Origin of the sequence: Achromobacter deleyi (assembly GCF_013116765.2) — a bacterium.
GTDB classification, from domain to species: Bacteria; Pseudomonadota; Gammaproteobacteria; order Burkholderiales; family Burkholderiaceae_B; genus Achromobacter; species Achromobacter deleyi_A.
This window is the reverse complement of sequence record NZ_CP074375.1, coordinates 1,711,432-1,734,229: the sequence shown is the minus strand read 5'-3', so window position 1 is coordinate 1,734,229 and position 22,798 is coordinate 1,711,432. Positions and strand designations below refer to the sequence as shown.

Annotated in this window: 23 protein-coding genes; 8 read left to right on the top strand and 15 right to left on the bottom strand. The window is 61.6% G+C overall.

The genetic code is table 11. The features are described 5' to 3' along the window. Window positions 1-23: 23 nt before the first annotated feature. Window positions 24-1,784, bottom strand: coding sequence for a putative bifunctional diguanylate cyclase/phosphodiesterase (locus HLG70_RS07815; protein WP_171662321.1), 1,761 nt, complete (start codon window positions 1,782-1,784; stop codon window positions 24-26). Window positions 1,785-2,197: 413 nt separating this feature from the next. Here HLG70_RS07815 and HLG70_RS07810 point away from each other — a divergent pair, with 413 nt between their 5' ends. Further along, window positions 2,198-2,620: a hypothetical protein gene (locus tag HLG70_RS07810; protein ID WP_171662322.1), complete on the top strand. Its 423-nt coding sequence runs from the start codon at window positions 2,198-2,200 to the stop codon at window positions 2,618-2,620. A 31-nt stretch (window positions 2,621-2,651) separates the two neighbouring features. Here HLG70_RS07810 and HLG70_RS07805 read toward each other — a convergent pair whose 3' ends face one another. Together HLG70_RS07805 and HLG70_RS07800 are read right to left on the bottom strand one after the other, a co-directional pair. Further along, the gene (locus HLG70_RS07805) at window positions 2,652-3,710 is read right to left on the bottom strand and encodes a LysR substrate-binding domain-containing protein (protein ID WP_171662323.1); all 1,059 of its coding nucleotides are present in this window, start codon (window positions 3,708-3,710) and stop codon (window positions 2,652-2,654) included. 257 nt (window positions 3,711-3,967) lie between these two features. Beyond that, the gene (locus HLG70_RS07800) at window positions 3,968-4,978 is read right to left on the bottom strand and encodes a LysR substrate-binding domain-containing protein (RefSeq protein ID WP_171662324.1); all 1,011 of its coding nucleotides are present in this window, start codon (window positions 4,976-4,978) and stop codon (window positions 3,968-3,970) included. Window positions 4,979-5,532: 554 nt separating this feature from the next. Here HLG70_RS07800 and HLG70_RS07795 point away from each other — a divergent pair. Then, entirely contained in the window at window positions 5,533-7,080 is a 1,548-nt protein-coding gene (locus tag HLG70_RS07795; protein WP_171662325.1) for a hypothetical protein, read from the top strand. Window positions 7,081-7,165: 85 nt separating this feature from the next. On the opposite strand, the gene HLG70_RS07790 is transcribed toward HLG70_RS07795, so the two are convergent. Next, complete coding sequence (locus tag HLG70_RS07790; RefSeq protein ID WP_171662326.1) at window positions 7,166-7,498, bottom strand: NirD/YgiW/YdeI family stress tolerance protein; 333 nt, start codon at window positions 7,496-7,498, stop codon at window positions 7,166-7,168. A gap of 123 nt (window positions 7,499-7,621) precedes the next feature. Further along, entirely contained in the window at window positions 7,622-8,368 is a 747-nt protein-coding gene (locus HLG70_RS07785) for a carbonic anhydrase family protein (RefSeq protein WP_250157089.1), read from the bottom strand. A 220-nt stretch (window positions 8,369-8,588) separates the two neighbouring features. On the opposite strand from HLG70_RS07785, the gene HLG70_RS07780 reads away from it, so the two are divergent. The 3 genes from HLG70_RS07780 to HLG70_RS07770 all read left to right on the top strand — a co-directional run bounded on the left by HLG70_RS07780 (window position 8,589) and on the right by HLG70_RS07770 (window position 10,016). Next, window positions 8,589-8,924, top strand: coding sequence for a hypothetical protein (locus HLG70_RS07780; RefSeq protein ID WP_250157081.1), 336 nt, complete (start codon window positions 8,589-8,591; stop codon window positions 8,922-8,924). Window positions 8,925-9,041: 117 nt separating this feature from the next. Continuing rightward, a complete protein-coding gene (locus tag HLG70_RS07775; protein ID WP_171662328.1) occupies window positions 9,042-9,476 on the top strand; it encodes a hypothetical protein in 435 nt (144 codons plus the stop codon). A gap of 42 nt (window positions 9,477-9,518) precedes the next feature. After that, window positions 9,519-10,016, top strand: a complete 498-nt coding sequence (locus HLG70_RS07770; RefSeq protein ID WP_171662329.1) for a glycine zipper 2TM domain-containing protein — start codon at window positions 9,519-9,521, stop codon at window positions 10,014-10,016. Between the two features lie 73 nt (window positions 10,017-10,089). Here the strand turns inward: HLG70_RS07770 and HLG70_RS07765 are convergent, their stop codons facing one another. From HLG70_RS07765 to HLG70_RS07725, 9 genes are all read right to left on the bottom strand, one after another. Continuing rightward, window positions 10,090-10,593, bottom strand: coding sequence for a VOC family protein (locus HLG70_RS07765; protein ID WP_171662330.1), 504 nt, complete (start codon window positions 10,591-10,593; stop codon window positions 10,090-10,092). Between the two features lie 22 nt (window positions 10,594-10,615). Continuing rightward, the gene (locus tag HLG70_RS07760; RefSeq protein ID WP_171662331.1) at window positions 10,616-11,575 is read right to left on the bottom strand and encodes an NAD(P)-dependent oxidoreductase; all 960 of its coding nucleotides are present in this window, start codon (window positions 11,573-11,575) and stop codon (window positions 10,616-10,618) included. Further along, entirely contained in the window at window positions 11,572-12,540 is a 969-nt protein-coding gene (locus HLG70_RS07755; RefSeq protein ID WP_171662332.1) for a Bug family tripartite tricarboxylate transporter substrate binding protein, read from the bottom strand. Before HLG70_RS07755 ends, HLG70_RS07760 begins: the two co-directional genes overlap by 4 nt. A gap of 63 nt (window positions 12,541-12,603) precedes the next feature. Next, complete coding sequence (locus tag HLG70_RS07750) at window positions 12,604-13,554, bottom strand: TRAP transporter substrate-binding protein (protein ID WP_171662333.1); 951 nt, start codon at window positions 13,552-13,554, stop codon at window positions 12,604-12,606. 25 nt (window positions 13,555-13,579) lie between these two features. Beyond that, window positions 13,580-14,596: a Bug family tripartite tricarboxylate transporter substrate binding protein gene (locus HLG70_RS07745; RefSeq protein ID WP_171662334.1), complete on the bottom strand. Its 1,017-nt coding sequence runs from the start codon at window positions 14,594-14,596 to the stop codon at window positions 13,580-13,582. Window positions 14,597-14,673: 77 nt separating this feature from the next. Beyond that, the gene (locus HLG70_RS07740; protein WP_171662335.1) at window positions 14,674-15,441 is read right to left on the bottom strand and encodes an SDR family NAD(P)-dependent oxidoreductase; all 768 of its coding nucleotides are present in this window, start codon (window positions 15,439-15,441) and stop codon (window positions 14,674-14,676) included. 67 nt (window positions 15,442-15,508) lie between these two features. Continuing rightward, window positions 15,509-15,907 carry a cupin domain-containing protein gene (locus HLG70_RS07735; RefSeq protein WP_171662336.1) on the bottom strand — a complete coding sequence of 133 codons (399 nt, stop codon included), beginning with the start codon at window positions 15,905-15,907 and terminating at the stop codon, window positions 15,509-15,511. Between the two features lie 9 nt (window positions 15,908-15,916). Next, entirely contained in the window at window positions 15,917-16,903 is a 987-nt protein-coding gene (locus tag HLG70_RS07730; RefSeq protein WP_171662337.1) for a Bug family tripartite tricarboxylate transporter substrate binding protein, read from the bottom strand. 25 nt (window positions 16,904-16,928) lie between these two features. Continuing rightward, on the bottom strand, window positions 16,929-18,023 hold the full coding sequence (locus HLG70_RS07725; protein ID WP_171662338.1) for an Ldh family oxidoreductase: 1,095 nt from the start codon (window positions 18,021-18,023) through the stop codon (window positions 16,929-16,931). Between the two features lie 142 nt (window positions 18,024-18,165). Here HLG70_RS07725 and HLG70_RS07720 point away from each other — a divergent pair, with 142 nt between their 5' ends. Together HLG70_RS07720 and HLG70_RS07715 are read left to right on the top strand one after the other, a co-directional pair. After that, on the top strand, window positions 18,166-19,095 hold the full coding sequence (locus HLG70_RS07720; protein WP_171662339.1) for a LysR family transcriptional regulator: 930 nt from the start codon (window positions 18,166-18,168) through the stop codon (window positions 19,093-19,095). A 145-nt stretch (window positions 19,096-19,240) separates the two neighbouring features. Then, window positions 19,241-19,708 carry a YybH family protein gene (locus tag HLG70_RS07715; RefSeq protein WP_171662340.1) on the top strand — a complete coding sequence of 156 codons (468 nt, stop codon included), beginning with the start codon at window positions 19,241-19,243 and terminating at the stop codon, window positions 19,706-19,708. Between the two features lie 49 nt (window positions 19,709-19,757). On the opposite strand, the gene HLG70_RS07710 is transcribed toward HLG70_RS07715, so the two are convergent. Next, entirely contained in the window at window positions 19,758-20,726 is a 969-nt protein-coding gene (locus tag HLG70_RS07710) for an alpha/beta hydrolase (protein ID WP_171662341.1), read from the bottom strand. Window positions 20,727-21,141: 415 nt separating this feature from the next. Between HLG70_RS07710 and HLG70_RS07705 the strand changes: the two genes are divergently transcribed. Beyond that, window positions 21,142-22,782 (top strand): ShlB/FhaC/HecB family hemolysin secretion/activation protein, encoded by a 1,641-nt coding sequence (locus HLG70_RS07705; protein ID WP_434082303.1) that lies wholly within the window; start codon window positions 21,142-21,144, stop codon window positions 22,780-22,782. Window positions 22,783-22,798: the final 16 nt, after the last annotated feature.

Sequence of the window (22,798 nt, the reverse complement as noted above, 5' to 3'; positions counted from 1 at the left end):
CTCGTCATTTGCAGTGCGCATTTTCAAGCAGCGGGAACAGGGTCAAGCGTTGGCGCCGTGATCTTGCGCAGCTGGATCAGGCGGATCAACTCATTCAGTGGGAGGGGTTTGGAGAAAAAATACCCCTGGCCATAATCGCAACCTTGGGCGCGGAGATATTCGAGCTGCGCCAGGGTTTCAACGCCCTCGGCTACAACCGGAATGTTCATGCTGGCTGCCAGCAGCAAATAACCCTTGACTATGGCTTGATGCTTGTCGTCATGGATGACCCGGGCAATGAAACCGCGATCGATCTTCAGCTTGTTGAACGATAATTCGAGTAGTGTGCGAGGCGAGGAATATCCCACTCCGAAGTCATCGACCGAAACCATTACGCCGGAGTTCTGCAAGGTCGTCATATGATTCCTGGCCTTCTCGAGGTCGTCGAAAGCGACCGTCTCGGTGACTTCGAGCTCCAGCCTGTTTGGCGGAATTGAGGCTTCCCTGATCACGTCGATGACGATTTCCGCGAAATTGTCACGCATGAAGGAACTGGCGCTGATATTCACTGCTACTGGAACATCCAGCAAGCCGGCGTCGATGATGGATTTGTTATCGGCACATGCCCGGCGCATCACCCAATCATTGATCATGCGCATGAGTCCCGAACGTTCCGCCAGTGGGATGAATACTTCGGGAGATACCATTCCGTTATCGCCGTCATGCCATCGGAGCAAAGCCTCCAGGCCTGTGATGCGATCGCTCGTCAGTGAAACCTGCACTTGATAGTGAAGTTCGAACGAGCCGTCCTGTACTGCCCTGCGCAAATTCTCCAGCAGCGATTGCTCGCGCCTCAGGGTTTCGCGCATCGTGGGGTGGAAGACTTGCGTGGTACCGTCAGTACTTCTCGATTGATACATCGCGACCGTGGCATCGCTGATGATCTCATCGGGTGTCGGCGTGCGGTTTTGGCTGGAGCAGCCATGCACGCTCAAGCCTATATTGGTCTTGACGTGGAACTCGGCTCCATTGAGGAATACCGGTGCGCTAAGGTGCTTCAGCAACTGCCGGGCAAGCTTTTTGGGGTAGAGATTGTTGTGTGGACGAACGGACAGATAGACAAACTCGGCGCCGCTGATCCTGGCCACCATATCGCCACCCTGGGCATGGCTCTTCAGGCGGTCTGCAAGTTCGCATAGCACTTTGTCGCCTGTGCTGTGCCCGATCGCGACATTGACCTCCTTCATGCCCTCCATATATATGAGCATCGCCACGAGTTGCCGGCCGGTGTCGGTCAGTTTCTCCAGTTTTCTGGCGATATGTGCGTGGAGGTGATTCCTGTTTGCGCAGCCGGTCAAAGGGTCGTAGTTTGAGAGAAAGCGCATGCGCTCGATTGCGCGATGGCCTTCACTCGTGTCGTGGAATATTCCCAGGAGCAGTCGCCGGTTCTGCGCGGTGAACTCGCCTATGCTCAGATGCATGGGGAACTCGTTCTTGTCTTTGCTTCTGCCGGTCAGTTCCCGGCTTTCTTTCAGAATGCCGACGGCATTCCGATCCTGCCTGGTGAGTCGAAATTCGAGTTCCTGCAGGACTCCTTGATCAGGGATAAGAAGCGAGATGCTATTTCCCGCCAGTTCCCGCGACTGATAGCCGAACAACAGTTCTGCCGCCGGATTCACCGCGATTATTTGCCCCTCAACGGTCATGATGATGATGCCGGCAGGCGCGCTATCGAAGATCAAGTCTGAAAGATTGAGACTTTGCAGGTTGCTGGCTGGATGGGGGAGGGACGTGGTGCTGCTCATGAGCTAATGCCTTGAAGGGGGCAACTAATCTCGGGGTCATTGTTTTTATTGGCCCGAGCCCGGTATTACTTCTTCATCCTAGTAGTAACCGGCATTCATGAAAAATTCATACAGGGAATGGAGCTATTGTCCTGTTGAATACCTCCTTCCGATCCACCCTCAATAGCCTATTTGGCAGCCATGGTTCATGAATTGAATAATTGAATTTCTCTATAGCTGGATAGAATAGTTGGAGATAAGTATTCATGAAATAATTGCCACCCATCAGTTTTCCGGTGCGTCTTGCTGAGCCCCCGCATTGGCGTAGCGAGCCCCTGTGCAGTCTGCTGATAGAGCTATTTGGGGCGCCATTGATATGGTTCTACGCCCCAGGGGCTTCGAACAAGACACTGGTTCAAATCTCGGCAATAAATATGAAGAATGTAGCGAATGCCATGTCTGTCCCTTCATGGACCATCGGCAGCGATATAGCTGCGAATCATCGAAAGGCCCCTCCCAAGCAATCACTTTTTGTTCGGTGCGGCGGACTGCCTCATTGGATGGTGGCATTCTCGGTAGCCGGGCAAAACGATATCGTCAACGTAGTTACCTATGCACGGGACGAACGTGGCGCCGTGAGCGCTGCAAAAAGAGCGCTGACGGGCATGAAACACACGGTGCTATGGGCGTTCGAGACACTCGATCGTGAAAAGGTGCAAGACCTTTTGTCGGCGGCAATATTGCGAGAAAGAGATGCTGCGAGGGGAAGGGATGCCGCCGATGAGGCGCGGGCGCGTATTGATGTAGTGCGTTTTCGGCGAGAATTGACCGTTCTGGAGCAGTCCAGGGTGGTCTGAGCCTGAGTTCTACATTAACTACTATATATACTTACCGAACCGCGATCTGTCGCGCTTGCGATGGGGAAATGAGTGGCGGTGCGCGCCAGTCGGCAGCAAGCTCGGAGGGCGCGATGGAATCGGCGTTTTGAGCGCCGACGGGCCCGTCAATGTGGCGCGTGCTCTCGTTGAGGCATTGAATAAGCAGGTGCAGGGCACGCGCTGGTTCGCGATTGGCAGGAAGGAAGTAGCCAACTTCGCCGTAATTCAGCGCTTCGCCGGCATCAATAATCCTTAGTTTGCCCCCCTGTAAATACGGATTGATTGCGCCTTTGACCGTCAAGGCAAGGGTGCTGTTGTTCTGGAGGATGCCCATAGTCTCCAGCAGCGAATTGGATTCCACTATTTTCGAGGGGCGAGGCATCCCCACCCGGGACAGCAAGTTGTCCGCGTGTTGCCGTAGCGGGGTATCGCGGGGCGGGAGCAGCCACTGGAATTCGTGCAATTGGCTCCAAGTGGGCGGACCGCCCGCTTGGAGTACATGATTCATGCCGGCCACGATGCAGAATTCCTCGCGATAAAGTGGCACGGCAGTGAGTTCCGTCGCGTCGGGATGCCACTTCCAGTTGTCCGGAATGCGCCCGACGACAATATCCAGTTCCGCCGCCTTCAGCTGCGTCGACAAATGGTTCATTTGCCCCTGGCGGACGGAGACGATCAGCTTGGGCGCACGTTCCCTGAGAAGGTCCAGCACACCAGGGAGAATGGAGGCAGACTCGGATTCCAACGTGCCGACCGACACGCGCCCCAACATACCGCGCTGAGATGCCTCGACATCGTCGTGCAGCTTGCGCACTCCGGCGAGGATGGAACGCGAGCGATGCGATACCAGTGCTCCAAGTTCAGTGACCGCTATTCCGCGATGGCTTCGGATCAGCAAGGGTGCCTTGAAATAGTATTCCAGTTCCTGAACAATTTTCGTGACGGAGGGTTGTGTAAGGTTCAAGGCTGCCGCGGCCTTCACCAAAGAGCCTGTTGCCACGATCTGATCAAACACGGCCAATTGAAAGAACTTCACTTTGCGCGAGAGCGATACGTCAGATTGATTCATGGTGGGCTGTCGCGGAGAAATGGATGCAGGCAACCGCGATGAAGTGCGCGCATGACGCCAAACATCGGCCAATTGGGGTTCTGGGATTTATCCGCGCCAGAAACTTGGCGCAGGCGGGGTCAAGTCCGATTGCGCGCATTCTGGAACGTATGGACCTGAATGCTGAACCGAACCACCGATGCAAGCTATAGGAACATTCTTAAAATCCCGGTTCCTGGTGCTGACCCTCGTGCGCCAGCCCGCCGCAGCCGGCCGCGCTAGTCTCCTGCGGGCTCGTGGGCCTGCAGCGGCACGTCAGTCTCAAATGCGATCGAATTGCGCGCGCCTGCCCGGCGCACACTCGTGTTGAGGCAATCGAGGAAGATCTGAATGGCTGGGCCTTGGGCGCGGCCGGTGGCGAAAAAGCATCCAATATCGCCGTAATCAAGCACCTCGCCGATATCCATGATTTTCAGCATGCCGCCACGAATGAAGGGGTCGGCCACGCCCTTGACCATCAAGGCGAGGGTGCGGTTATTTTGCAGCAGGCTGATGTTGGTAAGCAGCGAGGTGGACTCCACGACGATTGAAGGCCTGGACATCCCTACGCGGGTAAACAGGCTCTCGGCTGCTTGTCGAAATGAAGAGTCCCGGGACGGGAGCACCCAGGGGAATTCGTGCATTTTCTTCCACGCATTTGGCCCGGTCTCTCTCAGGGGGTGATTGCCCCCCGCCACGACGCAGAACTCTTCTCGATAGAGCGGCTCTGCACTCAGCTCCCCGGCATCGGCATGCCATTCCCAGTCGTCGGGAATACGGCCGATGACGATGTCCAGTTCTCCTGCTTTAAGTGCCGACAGCAAGTGGCCCATCTGGCCTTGGCGGACGGAGACGATCACCCCTGGGGCGCGCTCCCTGAGCAGGTCGAGGGCGCCCGGAATGATGGCGACGGACGCGGAATTCAAGGTGCCGACCTGGATATAGCCCGACGTGCCTCGATGATAGGCGTCGACATCGTCGTTCAACTTGCGCAGATCCACGAGGATGGAGCGCAGGTGGCGCGATACCAGCTCGCCGACCTCAGTTACGGTGATGCCACGCGGGCCGCGGACCAGCAGGGGAGTGTTGAAATGGTATTCAAGGTCCTGAACGATTTTCGTGACCGACGGTTGGGTAAGACTCAAGGCCGCGGCGGCCTTGATCAATGAGCCGCTCGTCACGATCTGATCAAACACGACAAGTTGATAGAGCTTCACCTTGCGTGAGAGCGAGACAACAGAATGGTTCATGGCGGAATGCCCAAGACAAGAATATGCGGCAGCCGATACCGTGGAGGAGCAATGTTCCGCGTAAGGGAACATGGCCTCTTGGCTGCGTGTGGCCCTGCGCAGCGCTGGCAACGCGTCGTGCGCATGGCTTTATAGGTGTCAAACCTTAAGTTCACCTTAAGGGTGAGATCAGTCGCTGCAACCGCGCGCATCAGGATCCCGGAAATCCCGCACTGACCACGACGATGGATTGCAACGACGGGCGGCAGCGCTTCATTGTGGCGCCTGTACGGGTGCGGATGAGGCCGGCCTTGCGGTCGCGTGGTTTGGGTAGCAGACGGCCTATCGCTTTTACCTTGCAATTCTTACCCGAGGGTCCTAAATTTTTCGATCTAGTCTTCGTTCCGTCGAAGGGGCGGCTGTAGCATGGGCGTGGTCCGCGGACGATCCGCCTGCGTCCAGGCCTTCGACGTAATTCCGCCTGGATGGATTCCCTTTTTCTCCGACCCGGTCGGCGTCAGTGTGCGTGCTTGTTTTTAGTCTCTGGTTTGCTGCATCCTTTTATGGAGAGCGTCGTGAAGAGAAGAACATTCCTGACCACCGGTGCGACAGCGGTCGCCGCCTTATCGTCGCAGCCGGTTCTGTCCCAGTCCCCACCAGTACCCGGGCAGCCGCTGGCCCCAGTCGATCTGGCATCCGCGGCGGCGCGCGTGCGTGCCCAGTTTCTCAAGGAATTCGATCCCGCGTATATCGAAAACGTCATCATTCCTCATTTCCTGGTCAGCGTATACGTGGGCGAGCGGCCCGTACTGCCGATGATAGATGTCAGCCTGACCAAAGAAAATGCCTTGCCGAATGACCTGTGGGGACTGCTCAGCAAGACCTGGCGTCCCGAGCCCCAGGATGGCGTAACCGTATTTCTTCAGGGCCTGGAAAAGCGCGGGCCAGACAATCTGCGCAAGCGAATCTACATGTCGGCCGTCACGCCAGACCTGTATCGAAGCCAGTATGGAGACAAGATCACGGCGTTCTTCGACAAGTTGCTGAGCCCGTCCAATGCCGGCAAGCCCTTGATGCGGCCTTACCTGGAAGGATATTGGGACCTGTACTGGGATCTGCACCTGGGGGTGAAGAAAGAAGAGATTCCCGAACGCGTACGCAAGATCGGAGAAGCCTTCAACACGGTGTTGGCTTATCGGGACCCGACCCAGCGTATCGTCTACGAGAACTACATGACGGTGCGCTCTCATCTGGACTTCCTGAAATCGTGGATTGACCAGAAGCTGGCCGATATTTCATCGGGCAAGATCCCAAATCCCGAAAAGACCTTTGCCTGGTACTGGATGAAGAACGGAGAAGAGAGCGAGCACTTCAGCCACAAGGACGTGGTGTTCGAGTGCTTTCATAATTTCGTCGCTTTCAGTCAATGGGGAAATACGCTTTACAACGTCATGTTGAAGTTGGCGCGCGACACGGGCGACACGGATACGAAGGCATGGTTCAAGAAGACCATGGAAGGCAATGCCGACGATAGCAAGGCAGGAGCCTTCCCGCCTTTGGAGCGCTTCGTGATGGAGCTGTTCCGCACGATTTCGCCCAATGGCGGGAGCATCTCCGCGCTGGAGGAGACTCGTCCCCCGCGGTTCGAGCGGCATGGCTACATCGTCAGCCCGCACACAAGTACCAGCAAGGATCCGGTGCAGTGGAAGAACCCGGAAGCGTTTGATCCCACACGATATGAGACGGCGCCGACCAGCAAGGATGTCGACCAGGCCCATATCGAAAAAATAGGCCTGGCCAGCTGTCCGTTCCATCAGACCTCCTTCGCCGTGAAGGACGGGCGCAAGGCAGAGATGCAGAACAGCGCGTTCGGCACGGTGTTTGGTGTCGCCGATGGCAAGGCCATGCCGGTGTGTGACCACGCCGGATTCGCGCCATTCGGGTTTGGCTACCGGCGCTGCCCGGGCGAGCAGCTCACCATCCACGCGATCGAGGACTTTCTGCGCAAGGTGTGGAAAGAAAAAATCGAGTTCGTGAAACTCGACATCGTCAATCCCGAGCCCCTGCCCATAGGCCCGACCACGGTGATCGGGGATAACGTGGGGTTCGTCAGGGCAAGCTGACTTCTGCGCGACATTGCCGAAACGCTTTGCATCGGCGCATGGTTCCACCTATGGCGGGGGCCATGCGCCGATTCCCATTCCCCGGTCAAGGAAGTACGCGTACCGACTCCGCTTCGATTTCGGGCGGACGGCGCAGCCCGGTGTCGACTTCACCAATGACTTCGATTTTGGTCTTCTCGGAGACTGGCTGCTTGGGAAAATCGTCGTCGTCGATCTCCATCACGATTTCGCCTGTGCCGTCGGAAAACGTATAGGTTTCCGATTTGATCTTGCTCAGCAGATGGCCCTGCACACGGACCATCTGCCCATCAACCGGCTTGGCAAGGATTTCCGCCACGGTTGGAGTGGCCACCTGGGCGCCTTGGCCGGTGAACTGCGCCCACGTCGGCGCGGCGATAGCGAAAAGGAGACTCGCCATGGCGCAATGCCATGAACGGAACCGTATGCTTGCAGTCATGGAACCCCCAAGAGTCAGGATGTACCCCATACCGGCAGGCCGGAAGCCTGCCGGGTCTCTACTGCGGACATGCAACGGGAGCGGCTAACTCAAGAAGGTGACCATCCCGTTGCTCAAGTCGTACATGGATCCGACGATCTTGATCTTTCCTTCCTTTTCCAGGCCAGCCAGGATCGGGCTGTTCTTCCGTATGGCGGCTATGGTGTGCTGGACATTCGTCTTGGCGACGGCGTCGACGAATTCCGCGTTCTTGCCGCTGCGGTCGCCCGAGTACTTGGTTGCCTCGACAGCGGGCTTGATGACCTTGAGCAAGCCGGTAAGATTACCCAGCTCTACATTGTCGATCGCCCCGGCCACCGCGCCGCATGCGGTATGCCCCATCACCAGCACGACCTTGGCGCCGGCCGCCGCGCAGGCGAATTCCATGCTGCCCAGTAAATCGCTATTTGAGATGTTGCCCGCGACCCGGCCGTTGAACGTGTCGCCGATGCCCGCATCCAGGATGATCTCGGCGGGCGCTCTGGAATCAATGCAGCTGAGGATTACCGCGGCGGGGAATTGCCCCGAGGCGCTGGAGCGCTTCTGGGCGAGGTAATCGTGTTGCTGAGGCTTGCCGGCGCGAAAGCGTTGGTTTCCCTGTTTCAGCATTTCGATGACCTGATCCGGGGTCATTGCGTCCCGCTGTGCTTGCGTCAGCGACGCGGCTTCGGCCCCGCGCGGTACCAGCGATACCGCTGCCATCATTGCGGCCGTGCCTGCTCCAACGCCAGCTTTCAACAAGGTTCGCCGTCCTGGGTCTTGAGGGTGCCTTGTCATGCAACAATTTTTCATCGCTTCCATGAAATATCCCCTATATGCAGCCCACAAGAGATAGATCGCACGTCGCGGCTATTCATTCATGGGCCGGCCATACGCCACGGTGATTTATGGCGAGTACATTCTGTCCCAGTTTGTCGTAACGGACAACGACTTTGCGCACCATAAGCGGGGGCAGAGCACGACAGGCGACGTGGTGTGCGAGCGGCACACTGTGCGGGTGCGAGGAGAACAGGTGACCCTATTTTTCTTGTTTTCCGGACGAATGAGTGGCATAGTTTTTTCGCACGATAAGCCCTTGCTGGTTTGGGACGATATAGCCAACAGCTACGAAAGGTGGAACATGCGATACCTTTACATCGTATTAATTGTGTTGCTCACTGCAATCGTTCTTTCGTTCAAGATCCAGAATTTCGATTCTGTCACCCTGTCGCTCTGGTCTTCCACCGTCACATTGCCCGCCTCTGTATTGGTCATAGGCGTGTACATCCTGGGAATGTTCACAGGCGGCTTCCTGCTGAGCCTGTTGCGTTCGGCGTTCCGAGGCGCCGCGGGCCGCAGCACCCCATGATCCGGCCGGAAAGGCGCGACGCCTTGCGTGATCGCAAGTCTTGAACATGAACCCAGCACGTCGCCACCCGCTTGCGGCTTCGCCACAGGCATGAACGCGTACCAAGGAGCAATTCCGATGAAAAGGCTATTCCTTGTTTTATCCACGTGCATATTGGCGGGTTGCGCCTCGTCCGTCGCGACTCAAAACGATCTGGCCAAGTATGGCACCCCGCCCAGCGACGATGATCTTTATCAGTACATGTCGACGCTGCGCGATTCGATGCCGCCCACGCGCTACGTCACGTACCGTGACAAGGGCTATGCGGATTCCGTAAAGAAGGCTGTTTTCACCGACGAGAACGGCAAGCCCGCAGCTGGCTGGGAGTATGACTTTGAGGTTGCCGGCTACGATCAGGTCGGGCCGGAGCAACCGCAGTGGACTCCGCGCCGGGCCGTGTTCTTCAATGGCCGACCGGTCGGGGCCTTCGACGCGAATGGGAATTTCGTCCGCAGCGGCTCGCAGCGCCAGGCCCCGGCGGAGCCAGCGGCTGAACCCACCAAGCTCCGATAAGCCCGGATTCATCCACCATTCTGCCGTACCGGAGAACGCATCATGCACAAGCATCAACATGCGGGGAAGCGGGGCCACTTGAACATGGTTGCCGTAGCGGCCGTTCTTGGCCTGACTGTGGTGATCGGGGGCTGCGCCAACCAATCGGCCTCATCACGTGTCTACACCTTCGATCAGGCGCAGCGCGCCCAGACGGTGACGCTGGGATATGTCATCGGGGTGCGCCCGGTGACCATCCAGGCCAGCCAGACGTCGGGTCTGGGTGTCATTGCCGGCGGCGCGCTGGGTGCCGTGGCGGGCAACGCCGTGGGCGGTGGGTCGGGCCGGCGGATCACGACTGTTGGCGGCGCGGTGGGCGGGGCAATGGCAGGCAATGCCATCGAAAACGCCAGCTCCCGTAGACAGGGCCTGGAACTCACCATTCGTCTGGATGGAGGCGATACGCGCGTCATCACGCAAGAGGCGGACGTGCCGATTTCCGCGGGCCAGCGCGTGCAGGTCGTGACGCAGGGCGGCGTGAGCCGCGTCGTCGGCATCTGAGGGGAAGGGCCCCGGCAAGGTCGCCGCAGGCCCCCCCACGCCATCGCCGGCAAGGGGAAGAGGGCGGGTATGGTCAGCCGCCAGCGCCGGTTGGCGTCTTCCCCGTATCGGTCCATTCCGGCATGAGCCCGGCCCGCGCCGCCTCCGCCGCGGCGAAGTTCAGTTCCACCTTGATGCCGTTGATGGGTTCACGCATGAACAGCTGGAACAGATTGGAATTGTGGGCCTTGCGTTGGCTGAACTCGACGCCATTGGATTGCAGGCGTGCGATGAAGTCCTCTATCCCTTCGCAATTGAAGCAGACATGATCGATCCGGCCGGAGCCAGGCGCGCCGGCCGCCGCATAGTCGATTCCTTCCTGGTCGCCAGGCGTGCGCAGATAGGTGTCCTGGTGCGCCGAGTGCCGGGCTTTTCCGATATGCACCACATCCTGCTCGCCGATGTACAGCCAATGCACCGGAAAGCCGAACTCAGGGTGGTATCCGCTACGAAATCCCAGGTTCTCACAAAACCAGTCCCTGGTGCCGTCAGGGTCATGGGTCAGAATCAAGATGTGCTCCATGAATTTCAATCCCATCACTGTTCTCCAGACGCTATGGTCAATATGCGGGGCCAATCCTGTTTTTGCGGCGCGCCACCGCCTCGATGATCACGGCATTGTCCGCGGTGGCTTCCCCCGCGGCGACGCATCCTTCAAGTAGCGCCGTGTATACCGTTGCGAAAGGGAGCTGCTGGCCGTGGCTGCCTGCCAGTTCGGCGATCAGGCGAAAATCCTTGAGACTTTGATCGACGCGACTTTGAGGCGGGCGGAATGAGCGGCGCGCCATCATCGGCCCCTTGACCTCCATCACCCGCGAATACGCCGCCGATCCCAGCAGCACATTCAGAAACGGCTCTGGCGCCAGGCCCAGGCGTTCGGCGAAAACGAGCCCCTCGGCAACCGCGCCGCGATTCAGGCCCAGCACCAGATTGACGGCGAGCTTCGCCTTGGCGCCGTTGCCGGCGGCTCCCAGATAATGGCGCGCAGGGCAGATGACGTCCAGCACCGGCGCGGCCCGGCGTATGTCGTGTTCTTCGCCCGCAAGCAGTCCTACCGCCTGCCCCTGCGCAAGGGAAGCACTGGTGCCGGAAACGGGCGCTTCTATGAAGGGCATGCCCGCCTTGGCGCAGCGGTTTGCAAGCGCTGCGATCCGATCGGGATCGCAAGTGCTGGTGCATACGATGAGCGGAAAGCGTCCTGCCAGGCGCGAGCCGGCCAATAGCCCGCGCGCGGCCTCGATCACGCTTTCCACCTGGTCCGTATCGAAGACCGCCAGCAACACCAGCTCGCATCGTGCGGGGAGGGCGTGGAGGGTTTCCAGGGCGCCGTATCGAGCCTCGGAAAATGCGGCCCGCTTGTCGGGATCGAGGTCATGGCCGAGGAGCGCGAATCCCGCCTGCCGCAGGCGCGATGCACAGGCCATGCCCATCAGGCCCAGGCCGACGATGCCTACGGTTGCGATCGGGTCGGGTCGCGCGCCGTTCGTTGCCATTTGAGCGGGGGTTGCGTGTGTATTCATTCTGCCGTGATCCCCGCAGCTTTGATGGCGTTCCCCACGCGCACGAATCCGTCTCGCGTCAGCGAGCCCAACTGCTCGGGCGACGAGTTGTCCGCTTCAAGGCCCAGTTCAAGCAAGCGGCTTTTGATGGCGGGATCGGCAAGGGCCTGGCGGACCTCGGTATTGAGGCGGTCGACTACGGGCGCCGGCAAGCCTTTGGGACCGTACAGTCCCAGCCAGGTCGAGAATTCGAACGGCGGAGCGCCGGCCTGGGCGAAGGTGGGCACGTCGGGCAAGAGCGTTGCGCGCCGCGCATTGGGTTGCGCCAGGGCGCGCAGCTTGCCGTTCTGGAGAAATGGCTGCACCACCGACACCGCGGAGAACATCATGGGCACCTGGCCCGCCGCGACATCGACCGTCGCCTGGGTCGCGCCCTTGTAGGGCACATGACTGAGCGTAATTGCGTTGGCGTTGGCAAACATCCCCATGGCGATGTGCTGCGGGCTGCCCACGCCGGCGCTGGCGAAGTCGATCTTCCTGGGCTGTGTTTTTGCCATGGCTATCAGGTCGGCCACGGACTTGGCGGGAAAGCTGTCGTTGACGACCAGCACCCAGGAGATGGTGGCTATCTTGCTGATCGGAGTAAGGTCCTTGAGCGGGTCGAACGTCTGCTTCTGGGCCAGATTGACGGCATAGTTCACCACGCTGTCGGTGATGCCGCCCAGGGTATAGCCGTCGGGCGCGGCGCGGGCAACCCGTTCCGCGCCCAACAGGCCGGACACGCCGGCCTGGTTTTCGATGATGAATGTCTGCCGCATGTTTTCAGCGACTTTGCCCAGCACCAGACGAGTGGCCACATCCGCCGCGCTGCCTGCCTGCAGCGGCACGACGACGAGCACCGGCCGATCCGGATAGGCGGCGGATGCGCCGGCCGGGAACAGGCAGCTACCCAGAATAGGCGCCGCCGCCGCGAGATATCGCGCCAAGCTTATTCTCATGATGTCTCCCGCCCTTGTGTTGTGTTGTTGGAGAAAATCCTTGGTTCCCGTTCACCCCTTGCCGAGCGGGCCTACTTCCGCTTCCAGCAAGGCCCAGACCTTGCCGCCCAATTCATCTTTCCAGCGGCGGTAGAAGGCGCCTGCCAGGCGTGCCCGGAAGCCCTGCGTGTCCACTGTGTGGAATTGCATGCCGCGACGCCGCAGGGTCGAAACCAGCTCCCGGTTCAGTGCGATGGTGTGCTCGCGCTGGCGTCCGACATGAAGCGCGACATTGCGCAGGATGATCTGCTGGTCGCTATGCGCCAAGGTGTTCCAGAACTCCAGGTTTCCGATCATGTTGAACCCGGACCACATATGCGAGGTCAGGCTTACATGGCGCGTGACTTCGTGCAGCTTGAGGGAGTCGATAATGGCAAGGGGATTCTCCTGGGCTTGCAGCCGCCCGCTGCCCAGCGCCTCGTGCAGTTCAAGGACGAACAGGGGCACGGGCCTGGCTCCCAGTTCCCGGAATGTCTCGGCGAAAATCCGTCCTTCCGGAATGCGGATGGACAGGCCCGCCAGCCCGTCTGCGTGCAGGACGGGAATGTCCGTGGTCGAGATATGCCGGAACCCGTTTTCGAGCAGTCCTCCCGGCACCAGGAACAGGCCCTTGGCTTCCAGTTCGGCGCGCAGCAAGTCTCCCAGCGGGCCATTCATGGTCCGGTAGACTTCGTCGTTGTCGCGAAAGGCGAAGGGCAGGCTCTGCACGTCCATCACGGGGGCAAGAGGGCCGAGAATGCTGCCCATCAGGGCGTAGAACTGAATCTCGCCATGGATGACCGCGTCGACGATATCCAGATGCGATTTCTTCAGTCCGCCGTTGTCCGGCACGACTTCGATATCGACACGGCCATCGGTCTCTACGCGCACGCTGTCCCACAGCGCCGTCAGGAAAGGGTGCACATGACTGGCTTTGGGCTGATAGTGAAACTGCCGCCCCTGCCAAACCCGCGGATTAGTCATTTCCTGGACTCCCGTCTGTTTGTGTTCATTGTTCGGCCATGCCAGCGTCTTGGATGACGCGGGTCATGCGCGCATAGTCTTGCGCCATGTAGGATTCCATCTCGCGCGGACTCAGGATGAACGGGTCGATACCCTGATCACGGAAACGCTCGACCGTGCCGGCGCTCTGCAGGATCTTTCCGAGCTCCCCGGAAAGCTTGTCCACGACGGCGTCCGGCGTCGCTCGCGGCGCGACAATGCCTATCCAGGAGGCATAGTCATAGCCGGCCAGGCCCTGTTCGGCCACTGTCGCCAGGTCGGGAAGAATGGCCGTTCGGGTGGCGCCGGCGACGCCGATGGCGCGCAGCTTGCCGCTGCGGACCAGCGGCAGGACGGTCGCGACGGCATTGAACATGAGATCGACCTCGCCGGCCGCCAGGCCGATCGCGGCGGGACTTGCTCCCTTGTAGGGCACGTGGGTCAGCGTGACGCCGGCGGCCTTCTCGAACATGGCCATGGCGATGTGCTGGGGGCTGCCCACGCCGCCGCTCGCGTAGGAAACTTGCCCCGGTCGTGACTTGATGTAGGCGATCAGTTCCTTTACGTTGCCGACGGGCAGGGCGGGGTTGACCAGCAGCAGCGTGGGCAGGATGGCTACCGTGCCTACGGGCCGAAAGTTGCTGACGGGATCGTAGGGCACTTTTCTGACCTGAGGCAGCACTCCGAGAATGGCATTGTTGCAGCCGCACAGCGTATAGCCGTCCGCGGCCGCGCGCGCCACGCGGTCGGCGCCGATGGCGCCCGAAGCGCCGGTCTGATTCTCGATGACGACGGATTGGCCAAGCGCGGCGGCCAGCTTTTCACCCACTATGCGCAGCGCCACGTCCGAAGCGCTGCCGGTGGCCAGGGGGGTGACAAGATAAACCGCCCGCTCAGGCCAGGCTTGGGCCTGCGCGATGGGCGCGACGGATGTGAAACCCGCAAGAATGGCCATGGCGGCGAAGGAGCCGGACAGGCGTCTGGTCCAGGCTTGCGCGCATTGCTTGTACGTATCGATACGCATGATGCCTCCCTGGCCAGTTGTGATGGAGCTGCGCTATCCCGCCGGCCTCGGACGATGGCGCTGGAAAGAGGACTGCGCTACAACATGACGCGGCCGCCGTTGACGTCCAGGGCGACGCCCGAGACAAAGGATGCGCCGTCCGACGCGAGGTACAGCATGGCGCTGACGTGGTCGTCGACTTCGGCCAGCCGGCGCAGCGGCACCTGGGCGGCGATGCGCGCCACATCCTCTTCGCTGCGCAAGGCCGCGACTCTGGGCGTCAGCGTGGTCAATGGCGCAATGCTGTTGGCGGTGATGTTCGCGGGCCCCAGTTCGTAGGCCAGGAACCGCGTCAGCTGCGTGACGCCTGCCTTCGCGGCGCCATAGGCGGGTGAGGACGCGGCATGCACGGTTCGTCCGGAGATGGACGTGATGTTGATGATCCGGCCCGCGCGGGAACGTTTCAACAAGGGAATGCTGGCGCGGCAGGAGAGAAATACGCTGCGCAGGTTCAGCGCGACGGTGCGGTCCCATTCCTCGGTGTCGAGCTCTTCCACGGTAAGCAGTTTCCGATAGCCGCCGGCGCAATTGATCAGAACGTCCAGGCCCAGGCCGGCGGCGTCGATGTTCGCGAAGGCAGCGTTCACGCCGGTTTCATCGGTGATATCCACCGGTAGCGCGTGGGCCGCGGAGGGGCCTTCCGCGTTCAGGGATGCCGCCATGGCCCGGAGGCCGTCCGCGTCGATATCCAGCAGAAAGACGTGCGCGCCCTGATGATGGAATGCGCGGGCCGCCGCCGAGCCGATGCCGCCGGCCGCGCCGGTGATCGCGACGCTTCGGTTCTTCAATTCGGGATAAATGGCCATCGCAACCCCCTGTTGTTCCAATCCGCCGCCGGATCAGGCGGCCGCTGCTCAACGACCGCCTGATGCCTCAGCCATGCTCGGCGGCAATCGGGCGCTGTTCGCCGGTCTCGATCAGCGTGCGGGTTGCGTCGATCCGGCCGTAGATCCACAGGATCTTCATGCCATCCGTGTCCGATTGGTTGCGGAACCGATGCGGCACGTTGGGCGGTATGAAGGTGATGTCGTGGGGCACGAGTTCGTAGTGTTCGTCGCCGATATCGAACACCGCCGACCCTTCGAGCAGCATGACGCTTTCCTCGCAGTTGTGGCAGTGCCAGGGTATCTGCGCGGCCGGGCCGAACTCGGTGATGCCGTTGATGAAGCGTGTGGCGCCCAGGCGTGCCGTCACCAGGGGAATGGTGCGGGCGCCGCCGCCGCGTTCGTGGGCGGGCAGGGAAGCCGGGTGCAGGATGGTGGGCTTGCTCATGAGTGTCTCCTACTCGCCGCGTATCTGGTTGGTCTGGATGATGCGCTGGTAGCGGCTGTATTGGTCTTTCAATGCCGCGCTGAATTCGGTCGGGGTCGTGCCGCGCAAGGTCATTCCCTGCGCTTCGAGCTTCTTGCTGATATCGGGATCCTTCAAGGCGGTCGAGACCGACGCATAGAGCCGTTCGACAACCTGATCGGAGGTTCCCTTGGGAGCGACCAGCGCGAACCAGGAATTGAAGAAGAAATCGGGCAAGGCGGCCTGCGCCACGGTCGGGACCTCGGGATACTGCGAGAGCCTTTTCTCGGTGGAGACGGCCAGCAGGCGCAGGCGGCCGCTGGCGATCAGCGGCACCACGGTGCCCAGGCCCTGGAAGGCAGCTTCCACTTCGCCGCTGGCGACGGCGATCGCCGCCGGCGTTGCGCCCTTGTAGGGAACGTGCGTGACTTCGATGCCGGCCTGGTTGGCAAACATCACCATGGCCAGGTGCTGGGGACTGCCGCTGCCGCCCGAGCCGTAGTTCAAGGCCTTGGGACGCGCCTTCGCCGCCTTGATAAAGTCGTCCACCGTGCGGTAGGGGGAATTCGCGGCCACCACCAGGCCCCACTCGATGGTGCCGACCAGGCTGACGGGAACGAAGTCAGTCAAGGGATCCCATTTGGTTTTATGGATGTTCGGGACCATCGTCAGCACGCTGTCGTTGAACGCGCCCAGCGTATAGCCATCGGCGGATGCCTTGGCTACGCGTTCCGCGCCGATCAGGCCGGCTGACCCTGGCACGTTTTCCAGATAGATCGACTGGCCCAGATCGTCCGCCATGCTTTTTGCGAGCACGCGGGCTGCACTGTCCACGGCGCTGCCTACCGCCAGCGGGATGATCATATGGATCTGCCGGTCCGGATACGGCGCCTGCGCGGACGCCGGGTTCGGCAAACCGAACAGGAGCAGGGAGGCCGGCAGCAGGGCGGTGAGCAACGATCTGGCGAGGGCATTCATTTGGTCGTCCTTTGCGCGCAGTGTTTCAGGCCGATGCGGAGGGAGCAGCCTCGCGCTCCAGGCGCCCGATGCCCAGCCGGTCGGCCAGGCGATCCAGGTCGTCCACCAGGGCGGCCGCCAGCGGTACGCCATGCTCGGCATAGGCTAGGCGCCGGCCGTGGCTCTGTTCTCCCGGCAACCAGATGCGGTCCACGCCGGCCATCGGCTCGCTTTGCCGGATATCGCGGATCAAGCGGTCGACGGCAGCCTTGAATGGCGCCGCGCCTCCGAAGGCCGCCAGATCGATCACGAGTATGGCCTGGCCGGTATTGGTGGGGGTTGAGTCGTCGACGTTGAAGTCGATGACATCGCGGCCCATCGCCGCGCCGTTCAAGGTGCCCGCCAGCAGGCCGACAATTAACGCCAGCCCGTATCCTTTATGGCCGCCGATCGGCATGAGGAACCCCTCATGAGCCCGATTCGGATCGGTCAGCGGTTGGCCCTGGCGGTCGATCATCCAGCCTTCGGGCATGGGTTCGCCGCGCTTGGCCTTGGCCTTGACCTTCCCATACGCCGCGACGGTGGTCGCCATGTCCAGAACGACAGGCGGTTCGTCACCGGCGGGAATGCCGGCGGCGATAGGGTTGGTCGACAGCAGCATGTCGACGCCTCCCCACGGGGGCATGTGATTGGCATTGCCTACGGCAAAGTACAAGCCGACCATATTCTCGGCGAGCGGCATGCGCGCATACAGCGAGGCGGGTCCGGCATGGTTGCTTGAGCGCGTGCCGACCCACGCGACTCCGGCTGCGCGCGCTTTCTCGATGGCAATCTGCACGGCCCGGGAGACCACCAGATGGCCCATCCCGTTGTCGCCGTCCACGACGGCCATGGCAGCCTGCTCGTGCGCCACGCGGATATTGGGCCGGACATTGATTCCTCCGGCCTCGATACGCCGGACGTACTGAGGCAACCTGATGACGCCATGCCCGTCGGAGCCCTGCAGATCAGCATCGGTCATCAGGCCGGCGATGGTATCGGCATCGGCCTGCGGAACCCCGACGCGGACCAGCGCGGCGGCCGTGAGGCGGTGCAGGCTCTTACCACGGGCCCATATTGTTTTGCTATCAGCTTTATGCATGAATTATGGCTTGTCCGTGTTGCGAATACTGGGCTGCAAGGGGGGTATGCGATAAAGTCTAGTGACGCGCAGTCGCAGCAGTCCAATGCTGATTTCGCGCTTACCCATATCAAACTGATATTCCTTGCGGAGCAGGTCCGGCATGAATCTGCGCACACTCAAGTACTTTGTGGCGATTGCGGACGCCGGCAGTTTCACGGCCGCCGCCTCCGCCGTTGCGATCGCACAACCGGCGCTGACCCGCCAGTTGCGCGACCTTGAGGCGGATCTGGGCGTCCAGTTGCTGCAGCGCAGCGCGCGGGGAGTGCGCCTGACTCAGGCGGGCGCGATCTTTTACGAATCAGCCAAACGCATGCTGTCGGAGGCGACGCGGGTACGACGGCAACTGGGTAGCGAGGGCGAGGCGTTCGAGAAAACGGTCGTGCTTGGGGTTACGCCTACGTTGACGCGGGTGTTGCTACCCGGCGTGTTTCAACGCTGTCACCATAGTCTGACGGGCGTGCGTCTGGTGATCGTCGAGGCGTTCACGCCCCAGCTGATGCACGGCCTGGAGCGTGGGCATGTCGATATTGCGGTGGTGACGAACCCCGAGCCGCATCGCGCGCTGACGCTGCAGCCCTTGCTGACCGAGCCGTTCGCGCTGATTTCGCCTGTTGCCCACGGTGTGCCGCCTATTGTTCCCTTGTCGATGCTGGCCCGCACCGCGTTACTCGTGACCAAGTTTCACCTTGGCATCGTCGAGCGCGCGCTTGCGCCGCTGTCGGTAAAGCTGGGCGCAGCAACGGTGCTCGATTCCGTTGATGCGATTCGGGAGCTGGTGCGCAAGGGCGCCTGGGCGACGGTCATGCCGGTCTCCGTGTTCAAGGAACCGGACATAGACACCGCGCGCATGTCGGAGATATCCGGCGCCCAGATCAACCGCATGCTGGTGCTGGCCACACGCATCGAACGCGCGCAAAGCTCGGCGATCGCGGTGGTTGGCGAACTGATCCAGCTGGAGGCAGCGGCGCTGGTCGAGCAAGGCATGTTCAGCTTTGGTGGAGGCTCGTGGAGCGCCATCCGCGGATCCTGATCGCCGCGGCTGAAGGCGCGCGCGCCAGACCACGCCGTGGCTGGCTGGTTCGCCGGAGGTATTCCTGCTACACCTTGATTCCTACTCTGAATTCAGTATCCCGATTTCACGACCTTAATTTCACGACCCTGATGGAGAGAACCCGATGTCTGTGCAAGCCCTAGCTCCTGTTGACGCCGCTGACGCCGCCGCCGTGCGCGCCTGGTTCAAGGAACTGTCCGACCACGTGCAAGCCGTGGATTACGCCGCTGCCCGCCACCTGTTCGCCGACGACTTCGTCGCCTTCGGCACTTACACCAACTTCGTGAGCGGCCGCGAGCACGCGGAAAAGACGCAATGGCGCAACGTCTGGTTCACCATCGACGATTTCGTCTGGCGCCTGGACGATGTACAGAGCTTTGTGTCGCCCGACCGGCTGTTCGCAGTGGGCCTGGCGGTCTGGGATTCGACCGGCTATCACCCGGATGGCAAGCCGTTCGACCGCGTCGGCCGCGCCACCGTGTCGTTCGCGCGCGAGGCCGTGGGCGAACCTTGGGTCGCCACGCATACGCACATGTCGCTGTTCCGCGATACGCCCAGCGTGTCGCACGGCAACAAGCCCGCGCGCAGCTGATCGCGGCGAACGGTCAAGGAAAAACGGCCCCGATGGGCCGTTTTTCTTGCTACGCCAGATTGCGCTTCAGTGCTTGAACCAGATCCGTCCTGGCCTCTTGCGCCTGCGGCAGGATACGGGTCATGCCGATGAAGCTGTGCGGCACGCCGGAATACACGATGCAGGTCGGCGCGGCGCCGGCGGCAAACAGCCTGTTGGCCAGGTCCGTCGTATCGTCGAGCAAGGGGTCCAGCGCCGCCGCCTGCAGGATCAGCGGAGGCAAATCCGCGACCTCGGCATGCAGGGGGGCAACGCCCGGATCCGTAAGCTGCGCGGCGTCCGTCACGTACTGCTGCCAGAACCAGTCCAGCTTTTCGGTCGACAGGCCAAAGCGGCCATCGCCATAGGATTCTTGCGACGGCGTATCGCGGCGAGCCGAAAGCATCCCATAGATGATGACGCCGGTCTTGATGAACGCGTCGCCTTCATCGCGCAGCCGTTGCAGCGCGGCCAGGGTCAGGTTGCCGCCGGCGGATTCGCCGCCGACAGCCAGGCGCGATGCGTCCAGGCCCAGCGAAGGCGCCTGGTCGCGCAGCCAGCGCAGGGCGCCCAGTACTTGCTCCAGCGCCACCGGATAGCGGGCTTCGGGCGACAGGGCGTAAGACAGGCCCGCCGTGACAATGCCGGCTTCGGCCGCGATCTCGCGCTTCCAGCGGTCCAGGGTGTCCAGGTCGCCATGTGCGAAACCACCCCCATGCAGATGCAGGTATAGCGGCAACGGCTCCTGCGACGCGCCCTCCGGGTAATACAGGCGCAACGTGGCGGGCACGGGAAGATGATCCAGCTGGTGTTCGACCACGCGGCCCACGGGAGGCGCGGGCTGGCTCAGCCATTGCTGGAAGGCGCGGCTTTTCTCGCGGGTTTCGGCAATGGGCGTGGTCAGCACGTTCGGCGTGCCCACTCCGTGCTGTTTGGCCAGCGCCTGCGCGGCCAGCACATCGGGAGCCAGGGAAGGGAAGGTGGGGGAGGCGTCGCTCATGAGGATTCCAATGCTGGGAAGCCCGTAGTATGACGCGCTTCGCGCTACGCCCTCGGCGTTTCCTTGCCGCTCCAGGTGATTTGCACCACGCCCCGGCGTTCCACCTTCTCAGGGCAACAAGGCGCTCTCCTGACGATTTCGCTTTGTTACGGTCTCAGTAATTCTGCTCTGCGAAATATCAATAAAACCCATTAAGCTGGCGCGTATCGCCACCAAAATCAGTTAAGTAGTCTGATATTTCTACAGATACATCAGATATATATTGAAATAATAGGTTTCTTGCAGCAAAATTGCCGGCCAAATCTACAAGGGGCGACGCAGCAGCGGGTATCCGTGGGCGTCCAGTCGTATGAGCGGATTCCGGCAGTTGCGGGTGGGGGTGGTGTTCTGGGCGGCCGTGATCGGCGCGCCGGCGATGGCGCAAGCAGTGCCGGACGCTGTCTTGCGCGCAACGGAAATCCAGCGCCGCCAGGAACAGGAAGTCGACGCGCAGCGCGCCCGCGCGGCAGAGCGTCCCGATGTGCTGTCTGCCCCGCCGGCGGAAGGCGCGCGCGGCCTTGTCCTCCCCGCCGAAACCCCTTGCTTCCTTCTGCGCGAACTGGCCTGGCAAGGCGCCCAGCCTCCCGACGCGCTGGCTCAAGCCGCTGCGGCGGTCATCGGAAAATGCGTGGGAGGCCAGGGCTTGCGCGCCTTGCAGGAACACCTGATCGGCCTGTTGATCGATAACGGCCAGGTCACCGCGCGCGTTGTCGTGCCCGAGCAGTCCCTGGCGGCGGGCACTCTGACGCTGCGTTACCTGCCCGGGCGCATCTCGGCCGTCAAGGGGGAGGGCGCCATCGGCTGGTGGCGCACCGCCTTGCCCACCGGCCCGGGCGGCGAGCTGAACCAGCGCGACCTGGATCAGGCGCTCGAAAACATTCGCCGGCTGGGCAGCCAGGCCGACGCGGCCATCGACATCGCGCCTGGTCCCGAGCTGGGAGATTCCGACATCCTCATCAAGCCCGGTACGGGCAAGCGCTGGCACGGCTACGTGGGCGGAGACAACGGCGGCATGGACACCGTCGGCAAGTACCAGATCAACGCCGGCCTGACGCTCGACTCCCCGCTGTTCCTGTATGACCAGCTATCGGTTTCGTGGAACAGCAACGCGCACTGGCGCGACGCGGAATCCAACACGCGCGCCGCGTCCATCAACTACAGCATTCCTTTCGGCTACTGGACCTTCTTCACCGGCGCCAGCCGGTCCACGTACCGCCAGACCGTCGCGGGCTTCGAAGATCCCATCATCTACGGCGGCACCACCAAGCAGATCCAGGCGGGCGTGTCGGTCGTGCCCTACCGCGGCACCGCCTACAAGGGCAACCTGTCGTTCACGCTGCTGCGCAAGCGCACCGAAAGCACGCTGAACGACATTCCCATCGACGTCCAGCGCCGCGACGTCACCGGCTACGAGGTCGGCTACGGGCATCGCCATTACGTGGGCCAGGCCGTGCTGGATGCCGGCGTCGGCGTGCGCGGCACCTTGCCGCAGTTTTCCGACCAGCCCGGCTACGTCTACGGCGATCCGGACTGGAACGGCCGCAGCACCATCTACACCGCCAACGCCGGCCTCTACCTGCCCTTCAAGGTGGCGGACCAGTCCTTCGCCTATCAGGCCAATTGGCAGATCCAGCACGCCAAGACGGCCATCGTGCCGTCGGATTACTTCACCATCGGCAACCGCTACGCCGTGCGCGGCTTCGACGGCCAGATAACCCTGGCCGCGGAAGACGGCTGGACGCTGCGCAACGACCTGTCGCTGAACCTGGAAGGCCTGACCGGCCTGCCGGGGCAGCAGCTGTACACCGGCGTGGACGTGGGACGCGTGGGCGGTCCTTCTGCCGTGTATCTGTCCGGCCGCACGCTGGTCGGCGCGGTCGCGGGCATACGCGGCCGTCTGTCCCTGCCTTACGTCAATGCCAGCTACGACCTGTCTGCCGGCTGGCCGCTGAAGAAACCCGAATCGCTCAAAACCGCATCCACCGTCTTCGCGATGGCCGTGATGTTCGAGTTCTAAATCAGATGTTGCTCAT

Excerpts from the sequence above, each read along its gene's own strand:
- HLG70_RS07815 (WP_171662321.1), bottom strand. The coding sequence starts at position 1,784 with ATGAGCAGCACCACGTCCCTCCCCCATCCAGCCAGCAACCTGCAAAGT.
- HLG70_RS07810 (WP_171662322.1), top strand. The coding sequence starts at position 2,198 with ATGAAGAATGTAGCGAATGCCATGTCTGTCCCTTCATGGACCATCGGC.
- HLG70_RS07805 (WP_171662323.1), bottom strand. The coding sequence starts at position 3,710 with ATGAATCAATCTGACGTATCGCTCTCGCGCAAAGTGAAGTTCTTTCAA.
- HLG70_RS07800 (WP_171662324.1), bottom strand. The coding sequence starts at position 4,978 with ATGAACCATTCTGTTGTCTCGCTCTCACGCAAGGTGAAGCTCTATCAA.
- HLG70_RS07790 (WP_171662326.1), bottom strand. The coding sequence starts at position 7,498 with ATGGCGAGTCTCCTTTTCGCTATCGCCGCGCCGACGTGGGCGCAGTTC.
- HLG70_RS07785 (WP_250157089.1), bottom strand. The coding sequence starts at position 8,368 with ATGAAAAATTGTTGCATGACAAGGCACCCTCAAGACCCAGGACGGCGA.
- HLG70_RS07775 (WP_171662328.1), top strand. The coding sequence starts at position 9,042 with ATGAAAAGGCTATTCCTTGTTTTATCCACGTGCATATTGGCGGGTTGC.
- HLG70_RS07770 (WP_171662329.1), top strand. The coding sequence starts at position 9,519 with ATGCACAAGCATCAACATGCGGGGAAGCGGGGCCACTTGAACATGGTT.
- HLG70_RS07765 (WP_171662330.1), bottom strand. The coding sequence starts at position 10,593 with ATGGGATTGAAATTCATGGAGCACATCTTGATTCTGACCCATGACCCT.
- HLG70_RS07760 (WP_171662331.1), bottom strand. The coding sequence starts at position 11,575 with ATGAATACACACGCAACCCCCGCTCAAATGGCAACGAACGGCGCGCGA.
- HLG70_RS07750 (WP_171662333.1), bottom strand. The coding sequence starts at position 13,554 with ATGACTAATCCGCGGGTTTGGCAGGGGCGGCAGTTTCACTATCAGCCC.
- HLG70_RS07745 (WP_171662334.1), bottom strand. The coding sequence starts at position 14,596 with ATGCGTATCGATACGTACAAGCAATGCGCGCAAGCCTGGACCAGACGC.
- HLG70_RS07740 (WP_171662335.1), bottom strand. The coding sequence starts at position 15,441 with ATGGCCATTTATCCCGAATTGAAGAACCGAAGCGTCGCGATCACCGGC.
- HLG70_RS07735 (WP_171662336.1), bottom strand. The coding sequence starts at position 15,907 with ATGAGCAAGCCCACCATCCTGCACCCGGCTTCCCTGCCCGCCCACGAA.
- HLG70_RS07730 (WP_171662337.1), bottom strand. The coding sequence starts at position 16,903 with ATGAATGCCCTCGCCAGATCGTTGCTCACCGCCCTGCTGCCGGCCTCC.
- HLG70_RS07725 (WP_171662338.1), bottom strand. The coding sequence starts at position 18,023 with ATGCATAAAGCTGATAGCAAAACAATATGGGCCCGTGGTAAGAGCCTG.
- HLG70_RS07720 (WP_171662339.1), top strand. The coding sequence starts at position 18,166 with ATGAATCTGCGCACACTCAAGTACTTTGTGGCGATTGCGGACGCCGGC.
- HLG70_RS07715 (WP_171662340.1), top strand. The coding sequence starts at position 19,241 with ATGTCTGTGCAAGCCCTAGCTCCTGTTGACGCCGCTGACGCCGCCGCC.
- HLG70_RS07710 (WP_171662341.1), bottom strand. The coding sequence starts at position 20,726 with ATGAGCGACGCCTCCCCCACCTTCCCTTCCCTGGCTCCCGATGTGCTG.
- HLG70_RS07705 (WP_434082303.1), top strand. The coding sequence starts at position 21,142 with ATGGCGCAAGCAGTGCCGGACGCTGTCTTGCGCGCAACGGAAATCCAG.